At 71.2% G+C, this 20643-nt stretch carries 13 protein-coding genes; 5 read left to right on the top strand and 8 right to left on the bottom strand.

Going from position 1 to position 20643, the window contains the following annotated elements; translation table 11 throughout:
• Positions 1-2 precede the first annotated feature (2 nt).
• From recD to ABEA30_RS00625, 3 genes are read right to left on the bottom strand one after another with little or no spacing between them, the layout of a single operon-like run.
• Positions 3-1745, bottom strand: a complete 1743-nt coding sequence (gene recD, locus ABEA30_RS00635) for an exodeoxyribonuclease V subunit alpha (protein ID WP_345577459.1) — start codon at positions 1743-1745, stop codon at positions 3-5.
• Positions 1738-4848 carry a UvrD-helicase domain-containing protein gene (locus ABEA30_RS00630; protein WP_345577456.1) on the bottom strand — a complete coding sequence of 1037 codons (3111 nt, stop codon included), beginning with the start codon at positions 4846-4848 and terminating at the stop codon, positions 1738-1740. The genes recD and ABEA30_RS00630 overlap by 8 nt, the downstream gene beginning before the upstream one ends.
• Positions 4845-7850 (bottom strand): exodeoxyribonuclease V subunit gamma, encoded by a 3006-nt coding sequence (locus ABEA30_RS00625; RefSeq protein WP_345577453.1) that lies wholly within the window; start codon positions 7848-7850, stop codon positions 4845-4847. Before ABEA30_RS00625 ends, ABEA30_RS00630 begins: the two co-directional genes overlap by 4 nt.
• 55 nt (positions 7851-7905) lie before the next feature.
• Here ABEA30_RS00625 and ABEA30_RS00620 point away from each other — a divergent pair, with 55 nt between their 5' ends.
• Entirely contained in the window at positions 7906-9939 is a 2034-nt protein-coding gene (locus ABEA30_RS00620) for an ATP-dependent DNA helicase UvrD2 (RefSeq protein ID WP_386085575.1), read from the top strand.
• On the opposite strand, the gene ABEA30_RS00615 is transcribed toward ABEA30_RS00620, so the two are convergent.
• The 3 genes from ABEA30_RS00615 to ABEA30_RS00605 all read right to left on the bottom strand — a co-directional run bounded on the left by ABEA30_RS00615 (position 9927) and on the right by ABEA30_RS00605 (position 12321).
• Positions 9927-10451, bottom strand: a complete 525-nt coding sequence (locus ABEA30_RS00615; RefSeq protein WP_345577447.1) for a hypothetical protein — start codon at positions 10449-10451, stop codon at positions 9927-9929. The genes ABEA30_RS00620 and ABEA30_RS00615 overlap by 13 nt on opposite strands.
• 168 nt (positions 10452-10619) lie before the next feature.
• Positions 10620-10781, bottom strand: coding sequence for a DUF5679 domain-containing protein (locus ABEA30_RS00610; RefSeq protein ID WP_345577444.1), 162 nt, complete (start codon positions 10779-10781; stop codon positions 10620-10622).
• A 202-nt stretch (positions 10782-10983) separates the two neighbouring features.
• Positions 10984-12321: a zinc-dependent metalloprotease gene (locus ABEA30_RS00605; protein ID WP_345577441.1), complete on the bottom strand. Its 1338-nt coding sequence runs from the start codon at positions 12319-12321 to the stop codon at positions 10984-10986.
• A 112-nt stretch (positions 12322-12433) separates the two neighbouring features.
• Between ABEA30_RS00605 and ABEA30_RS00600 the strand changes: the two genes are divergently transcribed.
• Genes ABEA30_RS00600 through ABEA30_RS00590 form a run of 3 tightly spaced genes read left to right on the top strand, consistent with a single transcriptional unit; the run spans position 12434 to position 16906 of the window.
• Positions 12434-13480 (top strand): YlbL family protein, encoded by a 1047-nt coding sequence (locus ABEA30_RS00600; protein ID WP_345577438.1) that lies wholly within the window; start codon positions 12434-12436, stop codon positions 13478-13480.
• Positions 13473-13985: a PPA1309 family protein gene (locus ABEA30_RS00595; protein WP_345577435.1), complete on the top strand. Its 513-nt coding sequence runs from the start codon at positions 13473-13475 to the stop codon at positions 13983-13985. Before ABEA30_RS00600 ends, ABEA30_RS00595 begins: the two co-directional genes overlap by 8 nt.
• Complete coding sequence (locus ABEA30_RS00590; protein WP_345577432.1) at positions 13982-16906, top strand: UPF0182 family membrane protein; 2925 nt, start codon at positions 13982-13984, stop codon at positions 16904-16906. Before ABEA30_RS00595 ends, ABEA30_RS00590 begins: the two co-directional genes overlap by 4 nt.
• On the opposite strand, the gene ABEA30_RS00585 is transcribed toward ABEA30_RS00590, so the two are convergent.
• Both ABEA30_RS00585 and ABEA30_RS00580 read right to left on the bottom strand, forming a co-directional pair.
• Positions 16903-18216, bottom strand: coding sequence for a M16 family metallopeptidase (locus ABEA30_RS00585; protein WP_345577429.1), 1314 nt, complete (start codon positions 18214-18216; stop codon positions 16903-16905). The two genes, ABEA30_RS00590 and ABEA30_RS00585, sit on opposite strands and share 4 nt — an antisense overlap.
• Positions 18213-19487: a M16 family metallopeptidase gene (locus ABEA30_RS00580; protein ID WP_345577427.1), complete on the bottom strand. Its 1275-nt coding sequence runs from the start codon at positions 19485-19487 to the stop codon at positions 18213-18215. The genes ABEA30_RS00585 and ABEA30_RS00580 overlap by 4 nt, the downstream gene beginning before the upstream one ends.
• 53 nt (positions 19488-19540) lie before the next feature.
• On the opposite strand from ABEA30_RS00580, the gene ABEA30_RS00575 reads away from it, so the two are divergent.
• Complete coding sequence (locus ABEA30_RS00575; protein WP_345577425.1) at positions 19541-20542, top strand: aldo/keto reductase family protein; 1002 nt, start codon at positions 19541-19543, stop codon at positions 20540-20542.
• Positions 20543-20643: the final 101 nt, after the last annotated feature.

Raw genomic sequence — 20643 nt, 5'->3', positions numbered from 1 at the left:
GGTCAGTCGGCGGACCTGGCGAGGCCGCTGGCCCGGCGGGCGGGAGTCTCCACCGCCGCGGCCAGCGCCTCCCACGACCCGTAGAGCGTGACCCGTTCCTGGGCCCGCGTCACCGCGGTGTAGAGCAACTCCCGCGTGAGCAGGGGCGAGCCTGGGGGCGGCAGCACGATCGAGACCTCCGCGAACTGGCTGCCCTGCGACTTGTGGATGGTCATGGCGTGCAGGTCTGCGGCGTCGTCCAGCAGCGAGGGCGCCACCCTGAGCGGCGCCTCCGGCAGGTCGACGGCGGCCATGAGCCCGGCGTCGTCACGCACCACGACGGCGGTGTCGCCGTTGCTGAAGAGGTCGGTGTTGCGCTGGATGAGCAGCGGCTGGCCGGCGTACGGCCGGGTGTCGTAGCCGTAGTCGTCGAGCTGCGTGCCCAGCCAGCTGCGCACCGCGCGGGCCCAGTGCGTCACGCCGAAGGGGCCCTCCCGATGGCCGCAGAGGATGCGGTGCCGCTCCAACGCCCTGTTGGCGTCGCCGGCCCGTCCCTGACGCGCCGCCTCTTGTACCGCTGCGGCGGTGGCCAGCGTGTCGTGTCGCAGCTCGCGGAGTGCGGCCGGATCCGCCGTGCCGGTGAACTCGACGAAACGCAGCAGCCCCGACGCCTGGACCACCTCGCGGGCCCGGGCGGCGTCGCCCGTGAGGATGGCGTCTGCCAGCTCGTTGATGTCGGGCTTCGAGCGGTAGTTGTGCACGAGCCGCACCAGCGCCCCGCCGGGGGCGGTGACAAGGTCGTCGGCCCGTTCGATGTCCGCCAGGACGGCGCCCGCCTCCACGGAGCGCAACTGGTGGGGGTCACCCAGCATGACGAGGCGGGACGTGGGGGCGACGGCCTCGAGGAGCGCCGTCATGAGTTCGAGCGAGACCATGGAGGTCTCGTCGACGACGATGACGTCGAAGGGCACCGGGTGGTGCGCGCCGAACTCCATCTCCTGGGTGCGGGGCCGCGCGCCCAGGAGTTTGTGGATGGTGCCGCCCCAGACCTTGCCCAAGCCGGGCACCTGCTCGCGCACGGCCTGCTGGAGCCGGGCGGCCGCCTTGCCCGTGGGGGCCGCCAACGCGATCCGGGGCGACTCCGCGGCCAGGGCGTGCAGGATCCGCGACACGATGGTGGTCTTGCCAGTGCCGGGGCCGCCGGTGATGACGCTGGTCGGGTGGTTGAGGGCGGCCAGGACGGCGGCGTTCTGGTGCTCGTCGGCCTGCTGGGGCGTGCCATCAGGACGTGGCAGCGGATCCGGCGCGGTGCTGACAGAGGCAAGTGGCGCCAGCAGGCTGCGGCGTCGGAGGATCTCAGCCAGCCTGCGCTCCTGGCGCCAGTACCTGTCGAGGTACAGCAGCGTGCCCTCGAGCCGGAACGGGCGGTTCGCCTCGCGGCCGTCGTGCGCAACGGCGGGTGAACCGGCCACGGCCTCGACCCAGTGGGTGGGCGCCGGCCACGGCAGCGTCGAGGCCTGCTCGGTGGCGCCGTCGTCGTCCTCGGATTCGGGCCGTAGCTCCTCGGCGGCCGTGGCCAGGTCGAGGCAGACGGACCCCAGCCTGAGTTCGCGCGCGACGAGGGCGAAGGCCAGCAGCACCTCAGGGTCTGGCTCGCCACCCAGGGCGCCGAGCCGCTTGGCCAGGTGGAAGTCCACCAGGCCGAGCCAGCCGGCCTCGCAGAACGTGCGCAGCAAGCCAGTGGCCGCCACGGGGACCTCACGCACGGGTGCCTCCCAGCAGTTCTGACACGGCCACCACCAGGGCGGCCGGCGGGAACCAGGCGAAGACCCCGCACGATGCGCCGTCGACCACCGGCGTCTGCGGGCCCGCCATGCCGCGGACGAACAGGTATCCCACCCCGCCCAGATGCTCCTCCGGGGAGTAGCCGGGCAGCCGCTGGCCCAGGTACCGGTGCAGCGCGGCGCAGTAGAGGATGGCCTGGAGCGGGTAGTGCGCCTGCATCATGGCTTCGGCCATGGCTGGCTGCGTGTAGTGGCCCAGCGTCAGGTCATCTGCGGCGGTGGGCGCCAGCCGGTTGGTCTTGTAGTCGACGACGACGAACCTGCCCTCCACCTGCAGCACGCCGTCGATGGAGCCGGTCAGGAAGCCGTTGAGGACCGCGCCGGCCGCCTCCGAGGCGGCGAGCCTGGCCGGGTAGCCGGCCAAGGGGTCCTCCGCCGGGAGGTGGTGTGCCATGAGGCCGGCCAGGTCCTGGAGCGTGCCGGGGGCGCTCCTGTCCGCCAGCGGCAGGTCGAAGTCGAGTTCCGGGAGCCGGTGCGCGGTGGGCACGTCCGTCAGCGCCAGCGACGACAGCGGCAGCAGGGGGGTGCGGCACAGCGCCACCAGCGCCTCTGCCAGCTGCGCAGACTCTGCCCGGTCGAGGTTGTGGGCGGGGCCCATGACCTCCAGGAGCTCGGCGGCGTGCGACTCGAGCCGTGCGGGGCTCCAGTCGAGCACCTCCAGCGCCTCGTGGACGAGGGTGCCGAAGGCTGCGCCCGCAGGGAGCCCCGACATCGGCGAGGGAGCGAACAGTTCCGGATCCGACAGCTGCGGAGGTGAGACGTCGAGCTCGGCCGTCTCGTCCGTGACGACGCGCACCCCCGTCTCGTGGAGGCCCTGGGTGAGCCCGGAGTAGGACGTGCGGCGCCAGGTCTGGTCGATGGCGCGGCGCAGCTTCGCCAGCGTCAGGTCGTCGGTGGCGGGCGGGGGAGCGTCGACGGCGCCGGGATGGGACGGGTCGAGCTGCGTGTCCAGGATGCGGCCACTGCCGATGGCGGGGCGCCCCACCAGCAGGCTGTGGAGGGGGCCGTCGCTGCGCGCGCCCTTGGGGGGCGCGACGTGCCAGGCGATGGCGAGGTGTTCGGCCCGGGTCAAGCCCACGTAGAGGAGGCGCAGTTCCTCGTCGAGGTGCTGGGCCTTGAGGTCCTTGGTGAGCTCGTCGTTCCACTGGGGCGTGGGCCCGATGTAGAGGTGTCGGCGGCCGTGGTCGACGATGCTGAACGGTCGGGTGCGCTGCGCCGACGCCCCGCCTGTCTCCGGCAGGAGCACGATGGGGAATTCGAGCCCCTTCGCGGCGTGCATGGTCATCACCCTGATCGCCGGCTCATCCGTCGCCACGCGCAGCGAATCCGATTCATCGTCCGGGACGGCGCGCGCCTCGCCCATGGCGACCAGCGCGCTGAGGGTGGTCTCCCCGGCGGCGTCGAAGAGTTCGGCGAGGTGGCCGATGTCGGCCAGCAGCCGGTCACCGTCGGGCTCGGCCAGCAGCCTGCTGTCGAGCGAGGCGTGCGTGCGCAGGTGGGTGCGGACCGCGGCGACGCCGCCGTCGCGCCACCGCTGGCCGAGCTCGCGCACGAGGGTGCTGACGCGTGCCGCTTCGGCGGGGCTGTCCGACAGCAGCTCGCTCAGCGGCGAGCCGATCAGCGGTGTCATGGCGGCCAACCGGATGTGGGCCTGGGTGGGGTCGTCCATGGCGCGCAGCAGGGTCACCCAGTACCGGTTGGCGGGCTGGGCCCAGACCGATTGGGTGCCCGTCAGCACCGCGGGGTGGCCTGCGTCCGTCAGAGCGGCACGGATGGATCGGCCCCGCGCGGTGGTGCGCACGAGCACTGCGATGTCCGACGCCTCGAAGCCGCGCGCGAGGATCTCGCGCACCTGCCGGATGACGTCGTGGGTGATCGCGTTCTCCGGAGAGATGTCGCCCAGCTCGTCGGAGACCCCCGTGCGCAGCCAGAGGCGCGCGTGCGTGGGCAACTGGGGGTGGCGGGCGTCGTGGCGGGCGGCCACCGGCGTCACCGTGACGGACTCGTGGCCGAGCGTGGTGGTGCCGAACAGTTCGACCACGCCCTCGACCAGCGGCCGGTCGGTGCGGTGGTTCATGCCGAGGGTGGCGCGCTCGGCATGGTCGTAGGCCGCCAGGTAGCTGCCCAGGTCTGCCCCACGGAAGCCGTAGATCGACTGCTTCGGGTCGCCGATGAGGATCGTGGGGCGGTCCGCGCCCACGAACGCGTCCTTGAGGATGGCCCACTGGTCGGGGTCGGTGTCCTGGAACTCGTCCACCAGCACGACCCGGAACCGGCGTCGCAGCTCAGCGGCCACGGCCTGCCCGCTCACGGGGTCTGCGAGGAGTGCCCGGAGGCGCGTGGTGACGTCGTCGAAGGAGCAGATGCCGAGGACGGCCTTGCGCCGGGCGAACAGTTCGCGCACCGCCGTGGCGTACTCGAAGTGCGGCCCCGAGGAGGGCAGCAGGGGGAGCGTCTTGGTGCAGGCGGCCTCGCCGATGCGCATGGCCTGGAGCGGCTGGATCGGGGGAGTGTCGTCGGCGCGGAACATGGTGAGGTAGACGTCCGTGGCGCACTCGCGGGCCAGGTCGACCGGGTCTGGGCCCACCGTCTCCGCCGGGTCCCAGTCACCCAGGATGCCGAGTTCGAGCAGCATCGACTGGCAGAAGGAGTGGGTGGTGAGGATGGTGGCCTCGTTGAAGCGCGCCACCGCCTCGGTGAGCCTGCGCCGGTGCAGTGCCGCGTCCCCCGTGCTCAGCAGCCGGGCGACCGGGTCCTCCGACTCGCCGGCGGGGACGGGCTCGCCGGCGGCGATGCGGTCCATGTCGGCGACGACCTGCTGCAGGCGGCCGAACACGCGCGCCCGCATCTCGCCCGCGGCGTGGTTGCCGAAGGTGATCAGCAGCAGGTCTGCCACGTCCAGGCCCTGCTCGGCGAGGTAGCGGGCCGTGAGGGCGGCGATGGTGTAGGTCTTGCCCGTGCCGGCACTGGCCTCGAGCAGCACGGTGCCGGTGGGCAGTGATGCGGTGATGTCGAACGCCGTCATGCGTTGCCTCCCGCCAGGGGGCCGTAGAGTTCCCACGCCCAGGCCTGGAATGCGCTGGGCTGCCCGTTGTCCGGGTCTCCCGGGAACAGTTCGTCGGTCAGCAGTTCCCGCACCTCGTCCGCGTAGAACAGGGGCCATGCCTCACCCGGCTGGTCCCACTTCGTCTGCCAGCGACCCACGGTGCCGCCCCAGTCGGCCGCGCGGAACTTCCCGGCCGCGTGTTCACGCGCGTAGGTGATCGCCGGTGCGGCAGGCGCCACGACCAGGCGGTGCTGGCCCTGGGCGTAGGCGGTGACGAGCCTTGTCAGGTGCCTGCGTGCCTCCTCTGCGGCGACTGCGTCGACCTGGACGGCCTCTGCCGCGATCGCGAACCCGGTGCTGCGGTCCTTGACGAAGCGGTGGAGCCGCGCGGGGGCCGCGATGCCCTGCCCCGCCAGGGCGAGGCTCTCGAGCCAGGGCCGGAGGATGGCGGTGGTGCTCTGGCTGGGCGACGCGGCCAAGGCGAATCCGCTGCGGGTGCCCACCTCGTCGATGAGCCGGACGCTGCCGAGCGGGCCCAGGTCGAGCTCGAGGTCGACGGCGTGGCGCTGCGCAGGACCCGACCACTCGCCCCACGCGCTGCGCCACAGCGTGACGGCATCCTCCTTGGCCGACTGGAACAGGGCGTCGCCGATGCGCTGCGGTGGCAGGTCCTCGCGCTGGCGGAAGTAGCTCTCCACGGACTCCAGCGTGGTGCCCGTCTTCCAGGACTCCACCAGGGCGTTGACCACCTTCCACCTGTCGAGGCCGCCGACCTGCAGGGGCATCTCGTCGGTGACGGCGGGCTCCTCGTGGAGCGTGATGCCCCCCGCCGCACGCAGGAAGGCCTTCGCCGGGTCCGCCAGGAAGCGTTCGAGTTGCGTGAGCGTCAGTTGGGACGGGCCGGCCCCCACGGGGCGGGACCTCGCCTCGGAGCGGCGCCGTGCCGTCAGGGTCGAGGTGGCGCCTGCCCCCGCTCGGCGCGCAAGCGCGCCTCCCAGGGCGGCGGCGTCGAAGCTGGGCCGGTCACGGAAGTTCCCCTCCGAGGTGGCCGTCGGCGGGTGCGTGAATCCGTCCTCGTCGGCGCCCAGTTGTTCGAGCAGCCAACTGGCCGCCACAGGCCTGGCCGTCGCGCGGTTGGTGCGCTGCGAGGCGGCGGGCCGCACGATCAGCAGCTTCTCGGCGGCACGCGCGTGCGTGAGCAGCTGTGCCAGCCGCCGCCCACGCAGGTCTGGGGTGCGGCCCGCCAGGTCCACGCCGTCGGGGAGGGCCCCTCCGCGGCCGGGCACCACGTCGTCGGTGACGCCCAGCATGGCGACCACGCGGAACTCGACGTGCTGCAGTTCACCCAGCGGCAGCACCTGGACGGTGCCGTTGCCAGCTGCCACGCGAGCCCGCGGCGGCTGCGCGGAATCCTCGAGGAGGTGCGCGAACTCGTGGGGGGTCAGCAGGGTGGGATGGCCGTCATGGTCCGACTCGAACCGGGCCAGCACCCCCAAGGCGTGCAGCAACTGCCACTCGTCGGAGCGTGGGAGCCCCACCAGCGACTCCAGCGCGGAGCGGGAACGGGTCACCCAGCCCGCGACGGTGGCGGGCGAGGCGCTGTCGGCGACGACTCGGCGCAGCCGGGCGAGGACCTCGCAGAGTGCGCCCACCAGCTGCATGTCGGAGGCGGTCACCGCCTCGGACCCGGACAGGCCGAGACCCGCGTCGGTGCCAGGGGCGACGGCCAGGCCGATGAGGAGCCTGTCGACACCGCGCACCCAGGTGTTCTGCTCGACGTCGGCCAGGTTGAACGCGGCGCGGTGGGCACCGTCGAGGCCCCAGCGGATGCCGGCCCCGGAGACGAGTTCGATGACGGCGCGGCGGTCTGCCAGCCGCCACCGGTGCGCGATGGGCGGGCTGAGCACCAGGTCGACGACGTGGCTGGCCGTGGCGCGTGAACTGCCCAGCCGCAGCAGTGTCACGAGCAGCGTGAGCACCGGGTTGGCAGTGGTGCCGCCCACCGGCTGCACCCGCAGGGTGCGGCCGGGGTGGGCCTTGTCGTCGACGGGGGCGAAGGTGGAGTCGAGGAGGCGGGCGTAGCGCTCCGGTTGGGGGCACACGATGGCGACCTCACGCGGCTCGAGCGTGGGGTCCTCCGCGAAGGCCCTGGTCAACTCGTCGCGCAGCACCTCCACCTGGCGGGCCTCCCCATGTGAGTCGTGCACGAGGACCTGCGGGGGCGGGGCCGGCGCGCCCGGCAGTTCGACGGTGGCGTCGGCGATGGCCTCGGCCCAGGCCTCGCCCCGGGAGCCGGTGGGCTGCAGCAGGGTGAGCCCCGGGCCGGCGCCCAACGCCTGCAGTGCGCGCAGTTGGGGCTGGGTCAGGTCGTCGACGGCGATCACGAAGGTGGGGGTGGTGTCCTGTCGGGCGGTCTCGCAGACCTCGGCCAGCGTGGCGAGCGGGTCCAGCTCCAGCGCGTCTGTGACCGCCCGCAGCAGCCCGGGCTGCCAGGAGAGCGCTGGGGGGAGGGCCGTACCGTCGAGCCCGTCGTTGGACCCGTCGAGCCAGGCGGCGAGGAGGTCCGGCGCGTGGTCGAGGTAGCTGCGGAACAGCCGGGCGACACGGATGGCCGTGGCGCGGCGCCGGCCGGGGCGCGCGTCGTCCGTGGCCAGCGCCCGCTGCACGAGCGGGTGCTCGACCTGGGCGAGTGCTTCCGCCACCGCCAGGTCCAGTGGGGTGCCCAGCCAGCGCGACCGGTCCCGCGCGACGCCGGCCCGCTCCGCGAGGTGCCGCATGAGGTCTGCCGGCGACAGGTAGTCGATGCCTGCGGAGATGCCCAGCCGGGCGGCGACCTGCTGCCCCAGGACGCGGCCGGTGGCTCGCGAGGACACCACGACGCGGAGGGTGAGGAACGGATCAGTGGCTGCGGCGGAGAGCAGTTCCGCAAGCTGGTCGACAAGGGTTGCCCACCGGGCGCCCCTCACCAAACTCACAGTCATGGCGATCACACTACTGGGGCCCGCCGACAATTCTGTTTTGTCCGCGGGTGGGGGTATGAATGGGGCCGTGAGCAACCAGATCCTCGACGCCCTCGACCCGGAGCAGCGCACCGTCGCGACGCTGCTGGACGCCCCGGTGGTCGTGCTCGCTGGTGCCGGTACGGGCAAGACCCGCGCCATCACGCACCGCATCGCGTACGCGGTCAGCGAGGGAAGGTATTCGCCCACCGCCACCCTCGCGGTGACGTTCACGACGCGCGCGGCCGGCGAGATGCGCTCGCGGCTGGCCGGGCTCGGCGTTCGGGGCGCGCAGGCCCGCACGATCCACTCGGCCGCGCTGCGGCAGTGCCAGTTCTTCTGGCCCCAGGCCTATGGAGTCGCCTTCCCCGCCGTCGCGGAGAACACGTTCGGGCTGGTGGCGCGCGCGGCCCACCAGGTGCTCGGCAGCTCCGACACCGCGCTGGTGCGTGACCTCGACGCAGAGATCAGCTGGGCCAAGACCAGCAACGTGGCGCCAGCGCAGTACGTCGACGTGGCGGAGTCACGCTCCGTCAACGGGGCGTCGGCGGCCCAGGTGGCCTCCGTCATGACGCTCTACGAAAAGGCGAAGCTGACAGAGGGGACGGTGGACTTCAACGACATCCTGCTGTGCAACGCGGTCCTGTTGAGCGAGCACCCCGAGATCGGGGAGACCATCCGTGCCACGTACCGTCACTTCGTCGTCGACGAGTACCAGGACGTCTCCGCGCTGCAGCACCGGCTGATCCAGCTGTGGGTCGACGGGCGCCCGGACGTGTGCGTCGTGGGGGACCCCAACCAGGCCATCCACTCGTTCGCCGGCGCGGATGCCGGGTACCTGCTGCGCTTCGCATCCGAGTACCCGGCCGCCCGCACCGTCCGGCTGGTGCGCAACTACCGCTCGACGCCCGAGGTCATCGCCTCGGCCAACAAGGTGCTGCGGGTCAGGGAGGGCTCCGAGGGGGCACTGCGCGCCACGCGCGCCGCCGGGCCGGCCCCGTCGTTCCACCACGCGGCTGACGAGGCGACCGAGGCCTCGGACGTGGCCGAGTGGCTCCGCGGGCGGCACGCCGCCGGGACCCGTTGGTCCGAGCTGGCGGTGCTCTACCGCATCAACGCGCAGTCACCGTCGCTGGAGGCGGCGCTCACCGAGCGCGGCATCCCGTACACCGTGCGGGGGACGGAGCGCTTCTACGACCGTGCCGAGGTGCGTCAGGCCATCCTGGAGTTCGGCCGTCACTCGCAGCGCGACGCGGAGCGCCCGCCCGGAGCACTGCTCGACGCGGTGCTGGCCGGCCTCGGCTGGAAGCCCGAGGCCCCGTCGGGCCAGGGCCGCCAGCGCGAGCGGTGGGAGTCGCTCACCGCGTTGCGCACGATGGTGTCCGAGGAAGGAGAGCGCCGCGAAGCCTGGTCGGGCGAGGACGCAGCGGCCTGGCTGCAGGAGCGCGCCAGCTGGCAGGCTGCGCCCGTGGCCGACGCCGTGACGCTGTCCACCCTGCACGCGGCAAAGGGCCTGGAGTGGGACGGCGTCGCGATCGTCGGGGTGCGTGAGGGCATGATCCCCTTCGTGCTGGCACAGGAGGAGCCCGCCCTCTCCGAGGAGAAGCGGCTCCTGTACGTGGGCTTCACGCGCGCACGCAGGGACCTGAGGGTCAGTTGGTCAGCCTCGCGCGGCAAGGCCACGCGGTCAAGGTTCATCGCAGACCAGACGGGTGGCCACGCAGTGGCGGCACCGCCCCGCCGCACCACGTCGGTCAAGTCGCGCACGTGCCGCGTGTGCGGCAATCCGCTGCACTCCGCAGCGGAGCGCAAGTTGAGCCGCCACGCCGATTGTGAGGTCGCCTATGACGAGGACCTGTTCGAGGCGTTGCGCGCATGGCGCAAGCAGGTGGCGGAGGAGACCCGCATGCCTGCGTTCGTCGTGTTCACCGACGCCACGCTGCAGGCCATAGCGGAGGCGGCTCCCACCACGCCGGCCCAACTGCTGAGGCTGCCCGGCATCGGGCAATCAAAGCTGAGCAAGTACGGCGAGGGCGCGCTGGGCGTGGTGCGCCAGCATCAGGAGTCCTGACAGCCGCGCGTGGGGCACCCCGTGCGCCATGGCCAGGTGATGAGGCTGAGCCCCGGTTGCTCCACGTTCCACGTCCACGTCGAACCCATCAGGTCGGTGGTGCCGTGCTGGAGCACGGCCATGGCCTGGAGGGCTGCCCAGGACGCGGCCCAGGCGGTGAGGTGCCTACCCGTACCCCGCTCGGCGGGCTGGTTCTCGCGGGAGGCCAGGCATGCGGGGCATGGGCCGAAGCCCGGAGCGACGTAGGGCCCGACGGCGGCGCCCTTGGCGTCCCACCACACGTGCAGGGCGCCGATCTCCTCCCCGTAGATCTCGGACTCCAGCACGGGGTGTCGGCCGGGGGCCCACGTCAGGACCGCGAGGGCGGAGGAGGAGGTGGTGCCGGGGGAGCGGTGCGCGTCGCGCGGGGTGACGGTCCTGGCGAACATCCCCGCCCGCTGGAGGCCTGCCGCGATGGGCGCGGTGCGGGCGGGGGAGCCGAGGACGGTGAGGGGCTGGGTGCTGAAGTTCATGGCAGCCACTCTTGGCCCCGGCCGGGTGCAGCCAGGGGGCCTGCGCGGGAACGGACAACACCTCACCGGGAACGGACAACACCTTGGGCGTGTCGGACAACACCTGCCGCCGGACATGCGACGGGGCGGCAGCTCTGTCGCTGCCGCCCCGTCAAGCTGTGTGCAGGCTCAGGCCTTGCCGAGGATACGGTTCAGGTTGGTGCCGCACACGGGGCACTTGCCCTTGGCCATCTTGGTGCCCTTGGCGTTGACGACAACCTCGCCCTTCGCGTCGCGCTTCTCCTTGCACTTGACGCAGTAGAAAGAGCCTTCCCAGGTCTCTGCAGCCATGAATTTCCTCCTTGTTCGGGGCGCTGATGGATTCAGCAACCCAGTTCACTCTAGCGGGGCGACAAGCTCTCCTGCGATGACACACCCGGTCCAGAGAAGCGGAATCCCGGGTCCTGGATCCGCCTTCCCCTGCGGACCCGTCCCCGGGACTCTCGATCATGAGTTAACCGTGCCGAGCGCAGCGGCGTCAAGGGCGAACGCCTCAGCGGGGCGCCTCGCCCTCCAGGAGCCGACGCAACTCGGCGTCCATCTCGTCCTCGGCAGGGGCCTCCTGCGTGGCCTCCACCGTGAACGACAGGGGGTCTGCCAGGTGGGCCCTGGTGGGCAGCAGGTCGGGGTGTCCCCACACCGCGTCGCGCCCGGCCACGTCGCGGGAGTGCTCCACGGCGGCCCAGAGGTTCTTGGCGTCGCGCACCAGCCGGGGGCGCAGGTCGAGGCCGAGCAGTTCGGTGAACACGCCGGTCACCGGGGTGGCCGAACCCCTCCGACGGTGCAGCACCTCCTCGAGCTGGGGTGCGTTGGGCATCCACGGGGCGGCGGCACGGCCGGCGACGTGGTCGACCCAGCCCTCCACGAGCGCGAGCAGCACCTCGAGGCGCTCGAGGATCTCGACCTGCGTGGGCGTGGTGGCGGGCTGGAAGAAGGAGCCGCGCACCTGCTCGCCCACCGCCACCATGTCCTCCATGGTGAGTTGCTCCAGGTTCTCCGGCCGGAGCGAATCGGCGATGGCCTCGAAGTCGATGGTGATCTCGCGGGCGTAGTGCGCCAGCAGGGCGCTGAGCTGGGGGGAGAGCCAGCCGACGGCGTGGAACAGGCGCTGCCTGGCGGCCTCGCGCAGCAGCAGGTACAGCGTGACGTCGGTGTCGCTGGCGTCGAGGTCCTGCGTGAACTGCGCCACGTTGGCGGGCACGATCAGCACGTCGCTCGAGCCGAGGAGGTTGAACCCGATCTCGGTGCCGGTCAGGATGTCACCGGCGACGCGCGCCAGCTCCCGCTTGAGGCGGTCACGGTAGATCAGCGAAGCCGACTGCTTCATCATCGGGCCCATCATCTGGGCCAGCGGCTGCAGTTCCTCGTCCTGTTCCGCCACGCTCCCACGCTGCAGTGCGTCCGCGAGCCCGTCGATGATGGGGTCGACGACCGCGCGCCAGCCGTCACCGGTCTCGTCGAGCCAGTCGCCCTTGGTGACGGCCCTGGCGGGGCGGCCGGTCTCGGAGAAGTCCGTCACCGTCGACAGCCAGCTCTGCGCGAGGCGTTCGGCGTCCACGATCGCCGAGCGCTCCTCCGGCCGCAGCTCCGGGTCACCGCCGGACTCTGCGGCGAGGTGCTTGGCGGCGGTGAGCGTCGTGCGCCACGCGGCGTCCGGGTCCCTGTCAGCTGGGGTCATCCCGAACATGAAGCCGCTGCCGGAGGCCTGCATCCGCTGGACGTGGGCCACCAGGTCCTCGAGGTTGAGGTTGTCGACATCCCCCAGACCGAGCTGCTCCAGCATCTTGCGCAACTGCTCGAAGTCGAAGGGACCGAACGACGGGTTGGACATCAGCTTCCTCCTGTGCACCGATGGAGCCCATTGTTCCGCATGGGGCAAGGCCCGCGCGACGGCTTGCCGCCGGTTGGTAGTGTGACGTCAGTCTCGGGAGAAGGGAGCCGCCATGTCACGCAACGCCGTGGCGATCGTCAGTTCCCTGCTCTTCGCCGCGCTGGCCGCGTTGCTGGTGGTGACCCCCGTGCCCTACGTCGCGTGGCGGCCGGGCCAGACCATCGACGTGCTGGGCACCACGGATGCCGGCCCCGTGATCGACATCAGCGGCGGCCTGCCCACGTATCCCACCGATGGCCGCCTCCTGATGACGACCATCGAGGCCACGCGGGTCGACGCCAGCATCAGCCTGCCCGAGGCCCTCTACGTCCACCTCGCCACCGGCTCCGACGCGATCCCGCGCGAGATCTACTACCCGCCCGGCAAGACGATCGAGCAGGTGCGCGCCGAGGCGACCCTGCAGATGGACAACTCGCGCGCGCTAGCGATCGTGGCGGCGCTGCGCGCCGAGGGCGTGCCCGTCGCGGAAGTGCCCAGTGTCGGCGCCGTCTCGCTCACCGGGCCGTCCGCCGACAAGCTGCTCCCGGGAGACGTGGTCCAGGAGGTCGACGGGGAACCGGTCGAGACCATCGATGAGCTCCAGAGCATCATCGCCGGCCGGGCGGTGGGCGACACCATCACGTTCACGTTCCTGCGCGACGGGCGCACGCTCACCGAGACGGTCACGGCCACCGCCGACAACACCAACCCCCGCCGCCCCGACCTGGGCGTGCGCTGGGCCGTGGGGTACCAGTACTCGCCCACGATCACGTTCGGCATCGACGCCGCCGTGACCGGACCCAGCGCCGGGCTCATCTTCGCGCTCGGCATCTACGACCGCATCACAGAGGGCGACCTGCTGGGCGGCCGCGTCGTCGCCGGCACCGGCTCCGTCGACGCCACTGGCAGGGTCGGGCCCATCGGCGGCATCCGCGAGAAGATCACGGGCGCCGAGAGGGACGGCGCGGAGATCTTCCTCGTGCCCGAACGCAACTGCCAGGACATCGGTGACCTGCGCACCCGCCTGACGCTCATCCGGGTGGCCTCGTTCAAGGAGGCGGTGGCTGCCCTGCAACTCATCAATGAAGGAAACACTGCGGAGGTGCCCACCTGTGGCTGACCGACTGATCGCCTGCATCATGGACGTCGAGCGCCATGTGTCCAGCTCCGGGTGGGACCAGCCCGCCCGGTTGTTCGCCCTCGTGACGACGTCCACGCTGCTCGAGGCCGAGCCGCAGTTGCGCGGCCGCGTGCCCGAGACCTTCCCGGATGCGCTGACCGCGATCGAACAGGACGAGTTCCACGCGGGCGACGACCTGTTCGAGCGCCTGCGGAGCATCTACTGGCCCGACACCGTCGAGGGCTGTGCGCTTGCCCTCGAGCGCGCCTTCCTGCCACCGCAGTACGAGAAGGACATCCCCGACGACCCGGACGACGCCGCGACCTTCGTCATGAAGCACCCTGCCAAGACGGACGTGCGGGTGGTCGTCGGCGTCCTGCGCGGGGGCGACAAGCACGGGCTCGCCCGCCTCCAGAGCAACCCCGACGACCTGCTGGGCGCCGAGGACCTGGTCCCCGGCCTCGCCGACGCACTGCTCAACACCTTCAGGAGTGAGGACTCGTGAGTACCGAGACCCTGACCGACGCCCACGCCGAGCCCCGCCGCGGGCCGCTCCTCTGGACGGTCCTGATCGTCGGTGGCCTGATCTTCGCCACCGTCATCGTCTCGAGGATCGCAACGGACTACCTGTGGTTCCGCAGCATCGACTTCCAAACGGTGTTCACCACCCAGTTGGCTGCCCGGATCGGGCTGCTGGTGGTGTTCGGCCTGGTCCTGTTCGGCGTGGTGTTCTTCAGCCAGTTGATCGCCTACAAGCTGCGCCCCAAGGTGCGCCGGGCCAATCTGGACTCCGAGTTCCTGGTGCAACTGCGCGACGCCCTCGACCGGCGCTCGAAGATGCTGATGGCAGTGCCGGCCGGCATCCTCGGCATCCTCGGCGGACTGACGGCGGCCGGCATGACGCCGGTCTTCCTCGCGTGGTGGCACCGCACCCCCTTCGGCAAGACCGATCCGTACTTCGGCCTTGATGCCAGCTTCTACGTCTTCACGCTGCCGTGGCTGCAGTTCGTGACCGGTTTCGTGCTGTTCTCGCTCATCGTCGGAGGCATCGCGGCCGCCGCCGTGCACTTCATGACCGGCGCGTTGAACACCGCCGCCTTCCGCGGCCGCGGCAACAGCCCCGCGATGGTGGGCGCCCAGCGCCACCTGTCGATCATGCTGGGCCTGGTGCTGCTCGTCATCGCCGTGAACACCCTGCTCGAGCGCTACGCGCTGAGCGTGACGCCGTCGACGCTGTTCACTGGTATCGGCTTCACCGACGCGAACACCCGCATGCCGGTGGCGGTCATCATGGCCTCGATCGCCGTCATCACAGCGCTGGCGTCGTTCTTCAACGCCTGGCGGCTGCGCTGGAGCGTGCCCGGGGCCTCGATCGCGCTGCTGATCGTCTCCGGCCTGCTGCTGTCGATGGCCTACCCGTGGATCATCCAGACCTTCCAGGTCGATCCCAGCCCGCAGGACAAGGAACGGCGCTACATCTCGAACAACATCGAGGCGACCCGGTATGCGTTCGGCGTCGAGGGCGTCGAGATCGAGGACTACGAGGCCACCACCAGCGCCAGCGCCGGACAGCTGAGGCAGGACGCGGCGGCGCTGCCCGCCATCCGCCTCATCGACCCGACGGTGGTGCCACCGACGTTCGAGCAGTTGCAGCAGGTGCGAGGCTACTATTCGTTCCCCCGCACGCTGGACGTCGACCGCTACGTCATCGACGGCAAGCCCACGGACTCCGTCGTGGCGGTGCGCGAACTGAACCTGGAGTCCATCGAGGGCGGCGACACCTGGAACAACCGCCGCACCGTCTACACGCACGGCTACGGCATGGTCGCCGCCTACGGCAACCAGCGCGAGGCCAACGGCGAGCCGGTGTTCTTCTCGGGCGGCATCCCCACGATGGGCGAGCTCGACACGCATGAGCCACGCATCTACTTCGGTGAGCGCACCGACTACTACGTCGTCGTCGGGGCCCCCGAGGGCAGCGATCCCGTCGAGCTCGACACCCCGTCCGGCGGTGAGGGCCGCTCGGAGTCGCTGTACACCTACACCGGCAGCGGCGGCGTCCCGATCGGCAACTGGTTCACCAAGGCGGCGTTCGCGATCCGTTTCGGCGACATCAACCTCATGTTGTCGGACCGCGTCAACGAGGAGTCGCGGATCCTGCACGACCGCATCCCCGTCCAGCGGGTGCACGAGGCGGCGCCCTGGCTGACCCTCGACTCGGATCCGTTCCCCAGCATGGTCGACGGCCGCATCGTGTGGATCATCGACGGCTACACCACGACGGACTCGTTCCCGAACTCGCAGCGGCTCGACTGGACGCAGGCCATCTCCGATTCCCACACCTCGGCCGATCGGCTGCTGCTCGGCCAGCAGGTCAGTTACGTCCGCAACTCGGTCAAGGCCGTGGTCGATGCCTACGACGGCACCGTGACGCTGTACGAGTGGGACGAGGAGGACCCGCTGCTGCAGACCTGGTCCAAGGCGTTCCCGGGTGCGGTCACGCCGAAGGAGGAGATCTCGCCAGAACTGCTGGCGCACCTGCGCTACCCGCAGGACCTGTTCAAGGCGCAGCGCGAGATCCTCGGCCGCTACCACACCACCAACCCGGGCACCTGGTACCAGCAGTCCGACGTGTGGCAGGTGCCCAACGACCCCATCCGCGGCTCCGAGTCGCGGCAGAAGCAGCCGCCGTACTTCCTCACCATCCGCTGGCCGGGAGACGACACGCCCGTGTACTCCAACACCACCGTGTTCGTGCCGAAGGACCGGGAGAACCTCTCGGTGTACCTGGCGGTCAACGCCGACGCGACCTCCGACGACTACGGCCGGATGCGCGTGCTGAAGCTCTCCGACGCGGAACAGATCGCCGGCCCCGGCCAGACGTTCAACTTCATCTCGACCAACCCCGTGGTGGCCGAGCGGCTGCTGCCGTTCAACAGGCAGGGCGCCTCGGCGACGGCGATCCACGGCAACCTCCTCACGCTGCCGCTGGGCGGCGGCCTGCTGTACGTGCAGCCGATCTACACCCAGGCCGTGACCACCGGCTCGTATCCGGCGCTCCGGTTCATCGTGGTGCGCTTCGGCGAGCACATCGGCATCGGCGACACGCTGCAGGCCGCGCTGGACCAGGTGTTCCAGGGTGACGCGGGCGCCGAGACCGGTGAGGGTGGCGCCGGCGGCGTGCCCCCCGTCGTGGACCCGACGCAGCCCACCGAGCCGACGGAGCCCGGTGAATCACCGGAGCCCGGCGGTTCGCCGGCCACGGAGGGCGCCGCGCGTGCCCGTCAGTTGCTGGACGAGGCGCAGGACCTGTACGAGGGGGCGGACGCGGCGCTCAAGGAGGGTAACCTCGGCGAGTTCCAAGCCAAGACCAAGAGCGCCGAGGAGAAGGTCGCCGAGGCCATCCGGGCACTCGACGAGGGCTAGACCACCTCAGGCTGCAGGCCGAGCCGCTCCAGGGCGGGGACCAGCTCGGCCGCAGCGCCGGTGACGGCGATGGTCAGCTGGGCGGGGTCGACCACCTGGCGGAAGGCCTCCGTCGCCTCCTCCGTGGTGACCCTCTGCAGCACGTTGAAGTGGTCGTCGAGGTATCCGGGCCCGATCCCGGCGCCGGCCAGCGCGGAGCCCTGCGCGACGATGTCGGCTGAGGTCTCGTTCGCCAAGGGCGCGATGCCGACGAGGAACTGTCGGGCGTCGTCGACCTCCTGGTCGCTGAAGGGCTCCTCCAGCGCGAGGCCGTCGAGCAGTCGAGCGACCGCGTCGCCCGCCACCTCGGTGCGGACGCTGCCGCCGACGCTGAACTGCCCCTCGTCGACGCCCGGGGTGAATCCGCCGCGGATGCCGTAGGTGTAGCCGAGTCGCTCGCGCAGTTCCAGGTTGAGGCGGCTGGCGAATGCCCCCGCGACGGCGTGGCCCGCCACCCGCAGGGCCGGCCACCGGGGGTCATGCCGCGTGACGGTGCGGGTGGCCAGCGTCAGCGTGGCCTGGACGGCATCGGGGTGGTCCACCACGACGACCTTCGGCTCCTGGAGCGGCGACGTCGGGCGCAGCCCGTCGGAGACCGCGGCGGTGACCTGCCAGCCTGCGATGCCGTCGAGCACCTCGTCGAGCGTGACCGCACCGGCGATGACCAGGGTGGCGCCAGCGGGGGAGTAGTGCTGGCGGTGCCAGGCGACCGCGTCGGCCGCGGTGATGGCGGCGATCGTCTCGGGGTCGCCGCTGGTGGGACGGGCGTCGCGATGCCCGGGGTCGTAGAGGGCGGCGCGCAACGCGATGCGGTTGGCGGCACCGGGGGAGGCCATCCGCGATTCGTAGGAGGCGATCTGGGCCTCCACATGGTGGGCGACGTCGCGCTCCGCATAGGCCGGCTGCGTCAGTACCTCGGCGAAGAGGGGGAGGACCTCGGGCAGCCGGCGTGACGGGGCCTGGCCGCCGAAGGTCGAGTACCGGTGCCGCGTGGCGCCGTGCAGCGTGGCCCCCTGCGCCTCCAGCAGTTCGCCGATGGCGCCGTCGGGGTGGGCGATGGTGCCCTCGTCGATGGCGTGCAGCGCGACGTTGGCCACGCCCTCCTTGCTCCGCGGTTCGTGGGTGAGCTGTGTTCCCAGGACCACCTCGAACGTGGCGACGTGCTGGCCGGGGAGATGGAAGTGCCACACGTTGAGGCCCGAGTCGAGGGCCACGACGGTGGGGGTGGGGAAGTGCCAGGGCGTGGCGAGCTGGACGTCGGGACGGTTCATCGGGCGTTCTCCGCGCGGTAGAGGAGTCGGTGGGAGGCGTCGGGCTGCAGCCATCTGGTTGCCGCCTCGCGCACGTCGTCGGGGGTGAGGGCGAGGACCTCGCCGAGGTGGGTGTTGAGGTGGTGGGGGTCGCCGTGGAGCAGCCATGCCTCGTTGATGGCGTCAGCGCGTCCGCTCGTGGTGGCCAGGTCCCACAGCCAGTCGCGCTCGTACTGGGCGACGGCGCGGCCCAGTTCCTCCTCGGTCGGACCTTCGGTGAGGAACCGGGCCAGTTCGCCGGCGACCGCGTCGGAGACCTCGTCGAGGCCCACCTCCTCGGCCGGACGCGAGACCAGCGTGGTGATCGATTGGCTGGACCGGTTGGTCAGCATGCCGCCGTGCACCTCGTAGGCGACATCGGCGCGCTTGACGAGCGCACGGTGGAGGCGGCTGGCGTGGCCGTCCGCCAGGACGGACAGGGCCATGTCGAGCGCAGGCATGTCCGGATGGGCGGCCGGGGGAGTGGCCCACGAGAGGTAGGTCAGCGAGTGCGGCACCTGACGGCTGACGGCGACGGTGTGGGGGCGCAGCAGGCCACCGTCGGGCATGGGCGCCCGCTCCGGCTTGGGCAGTGCGGGGAGGTGGCCGAAGTGGCGGTCGGCGAGCGTGAGGCCCTCGTCGACGGTGACCGGGCCGCACAGCACCAGCCGGAGGTTGCTCGCCGGATACCACGCAGTGAAGAACCCGGCGACGTCATCGAGCGAGGAGGCGTCGAGGTCCTCCATCGACCCGATGGTGAGGTGGCCGTAGGGGTGCTCCGGCGCGAAGTGCTGGGCGGTGAGCAGTTCCAGGAGATCGCCATAGGGCTGGTTGTCGTAGCGCTGGCGCTTCTCCTCCTTCACCACCTGCCGCTGCGCCTCGAAGTTCTGGGAGGTGATGGCCAGCGACGCGAAGCGGTCCGCCTCCATCCACAGCGCAAGGTCGAGGGCGCCCCTGGGAACGGTCTCGAAGTAGTTCGTGCGGTCCGACGAGGTGGTCGCGTTGACGGTGCCGCCCAAGGCCTCGACGGTGGCCATGTGTTCGCCGCTGGCCACGTTGGCCGAGCCCTGGAACATGAGGTGCTCGAAGAGGTGGGCGAAGCCCGTGCGGCCGGTCACCTCGTCGGCGGAGCCCACCTCGACCCAGATGTTGACCGCCACGCCCGGAGCCGCGTCGTCGGGCGCCACCACGACCTGGAGTCCGTTGTCGAGCCGATGCTGGCTCAGTTCGTAGTGCAGGTCCGCTCGGGTCATGGTGGGGAGCCTAGCGCGCCCGGCGAGTGCCGCAGGGCAGTAGCGTGGGAGCCATGAAGTACCGCTATCTCGGCAACTCCGGTCTCAAGGTGACCGAACTCATCTACGGCAACTGGCTCACCCACGGCTCCCAGGTGGAGAACGACGCAGCCACCGCGTGCGTGCGCGCCGCCCTCGACAACGGCATCACGACGTTCGACACCGCCGACGTCTACGCCAACACCGTCGCTGAGGAGGTGTTGGGTGAGGCGCTCAAGGGTGAGCGGCGCGAGTCGCTCGAGCTCCTCACGAAGGTGTACTGGCCGGTGGGGCCGAAGGGCGCCAACGACGTGGGCCTGTCCCGCAAGCACATCATGGAGGGCATCAACGGCTCGCTGAGGCGGCTGCAGACCGACTACGTCGACGTCTACCAGGCGCACCGCTTCGACGTGGAGACGCCGCTGGAGGAGACGATGGTCGCGTTCGCCGACGTCGTGCGGCAGGGCAAGGCGCTGTACATCGGGGTGTCCGAATGGCGTGCCGAGCACATCCTCGAGGCCGCGCGCTACGCCAGGGAACTGCGCATCCCCCTGGTGTCGAACCAGCCGCAGTACAACATGCTGTGGCGCGTCATCGAGGCCGAGGTCGTGCCGGCCTCCCGCGAGGCCGGACTCTCCCAGATCGTCTTCTCGCCGGTGGCGCAGGGGGTGCTGACCGGCAAGTACCTGCCCGGCAAGGGCGCCCCCGAAGGCTCCCGCGCCACGGACACCAAGGGTGGCCAGCAGATGATCAGCCGGTGGATGAACGACGACCTGCTCGCCGCAGTCCAGGGCCTGAAGCCCATCGCGGACGAGATGGACCTCACCCTGGCCCAACTCGCCGTCGCGTGGGTGTTGCAGAACGACAACGTGGCGGCCGCCATCATCGGCGCCTCCCGTCCGGAACAGGTGGTCGAGAACGTCAGGGCCAGCGGCGTGGAGCTGCCGGCGGACCTGCTGGCCCGGATCGACGAGGTGCTCGACGGCTTCATCGAGCGTGATCCGGCCAGGACCCAATTGCTGCCGCAGCGTCCGTAACTGGACGAGGGATCCACCCCGGAGGAACCCGCCGATCCCGTTGCCTCATGTCAAGATGCCCGCTTGGTTTGAGTCGTTGACTCACCTGAAGATGCCCGCGT

Origin of the sequence: Tessaracoccus lubricantis (assembly GCF_039544535.1) — a bacterium.
In the GTDB taxonomy this organism is placed as follows: Bacteria; Actinomycetota; Actinomycetes; order Propionibacteriales; family Propionibacteriaceae; genus Arachnia; species Arachnia lubricantis.
This window is presented reverse-complemented; position numbering and strand designations above follow the sequence as displayed.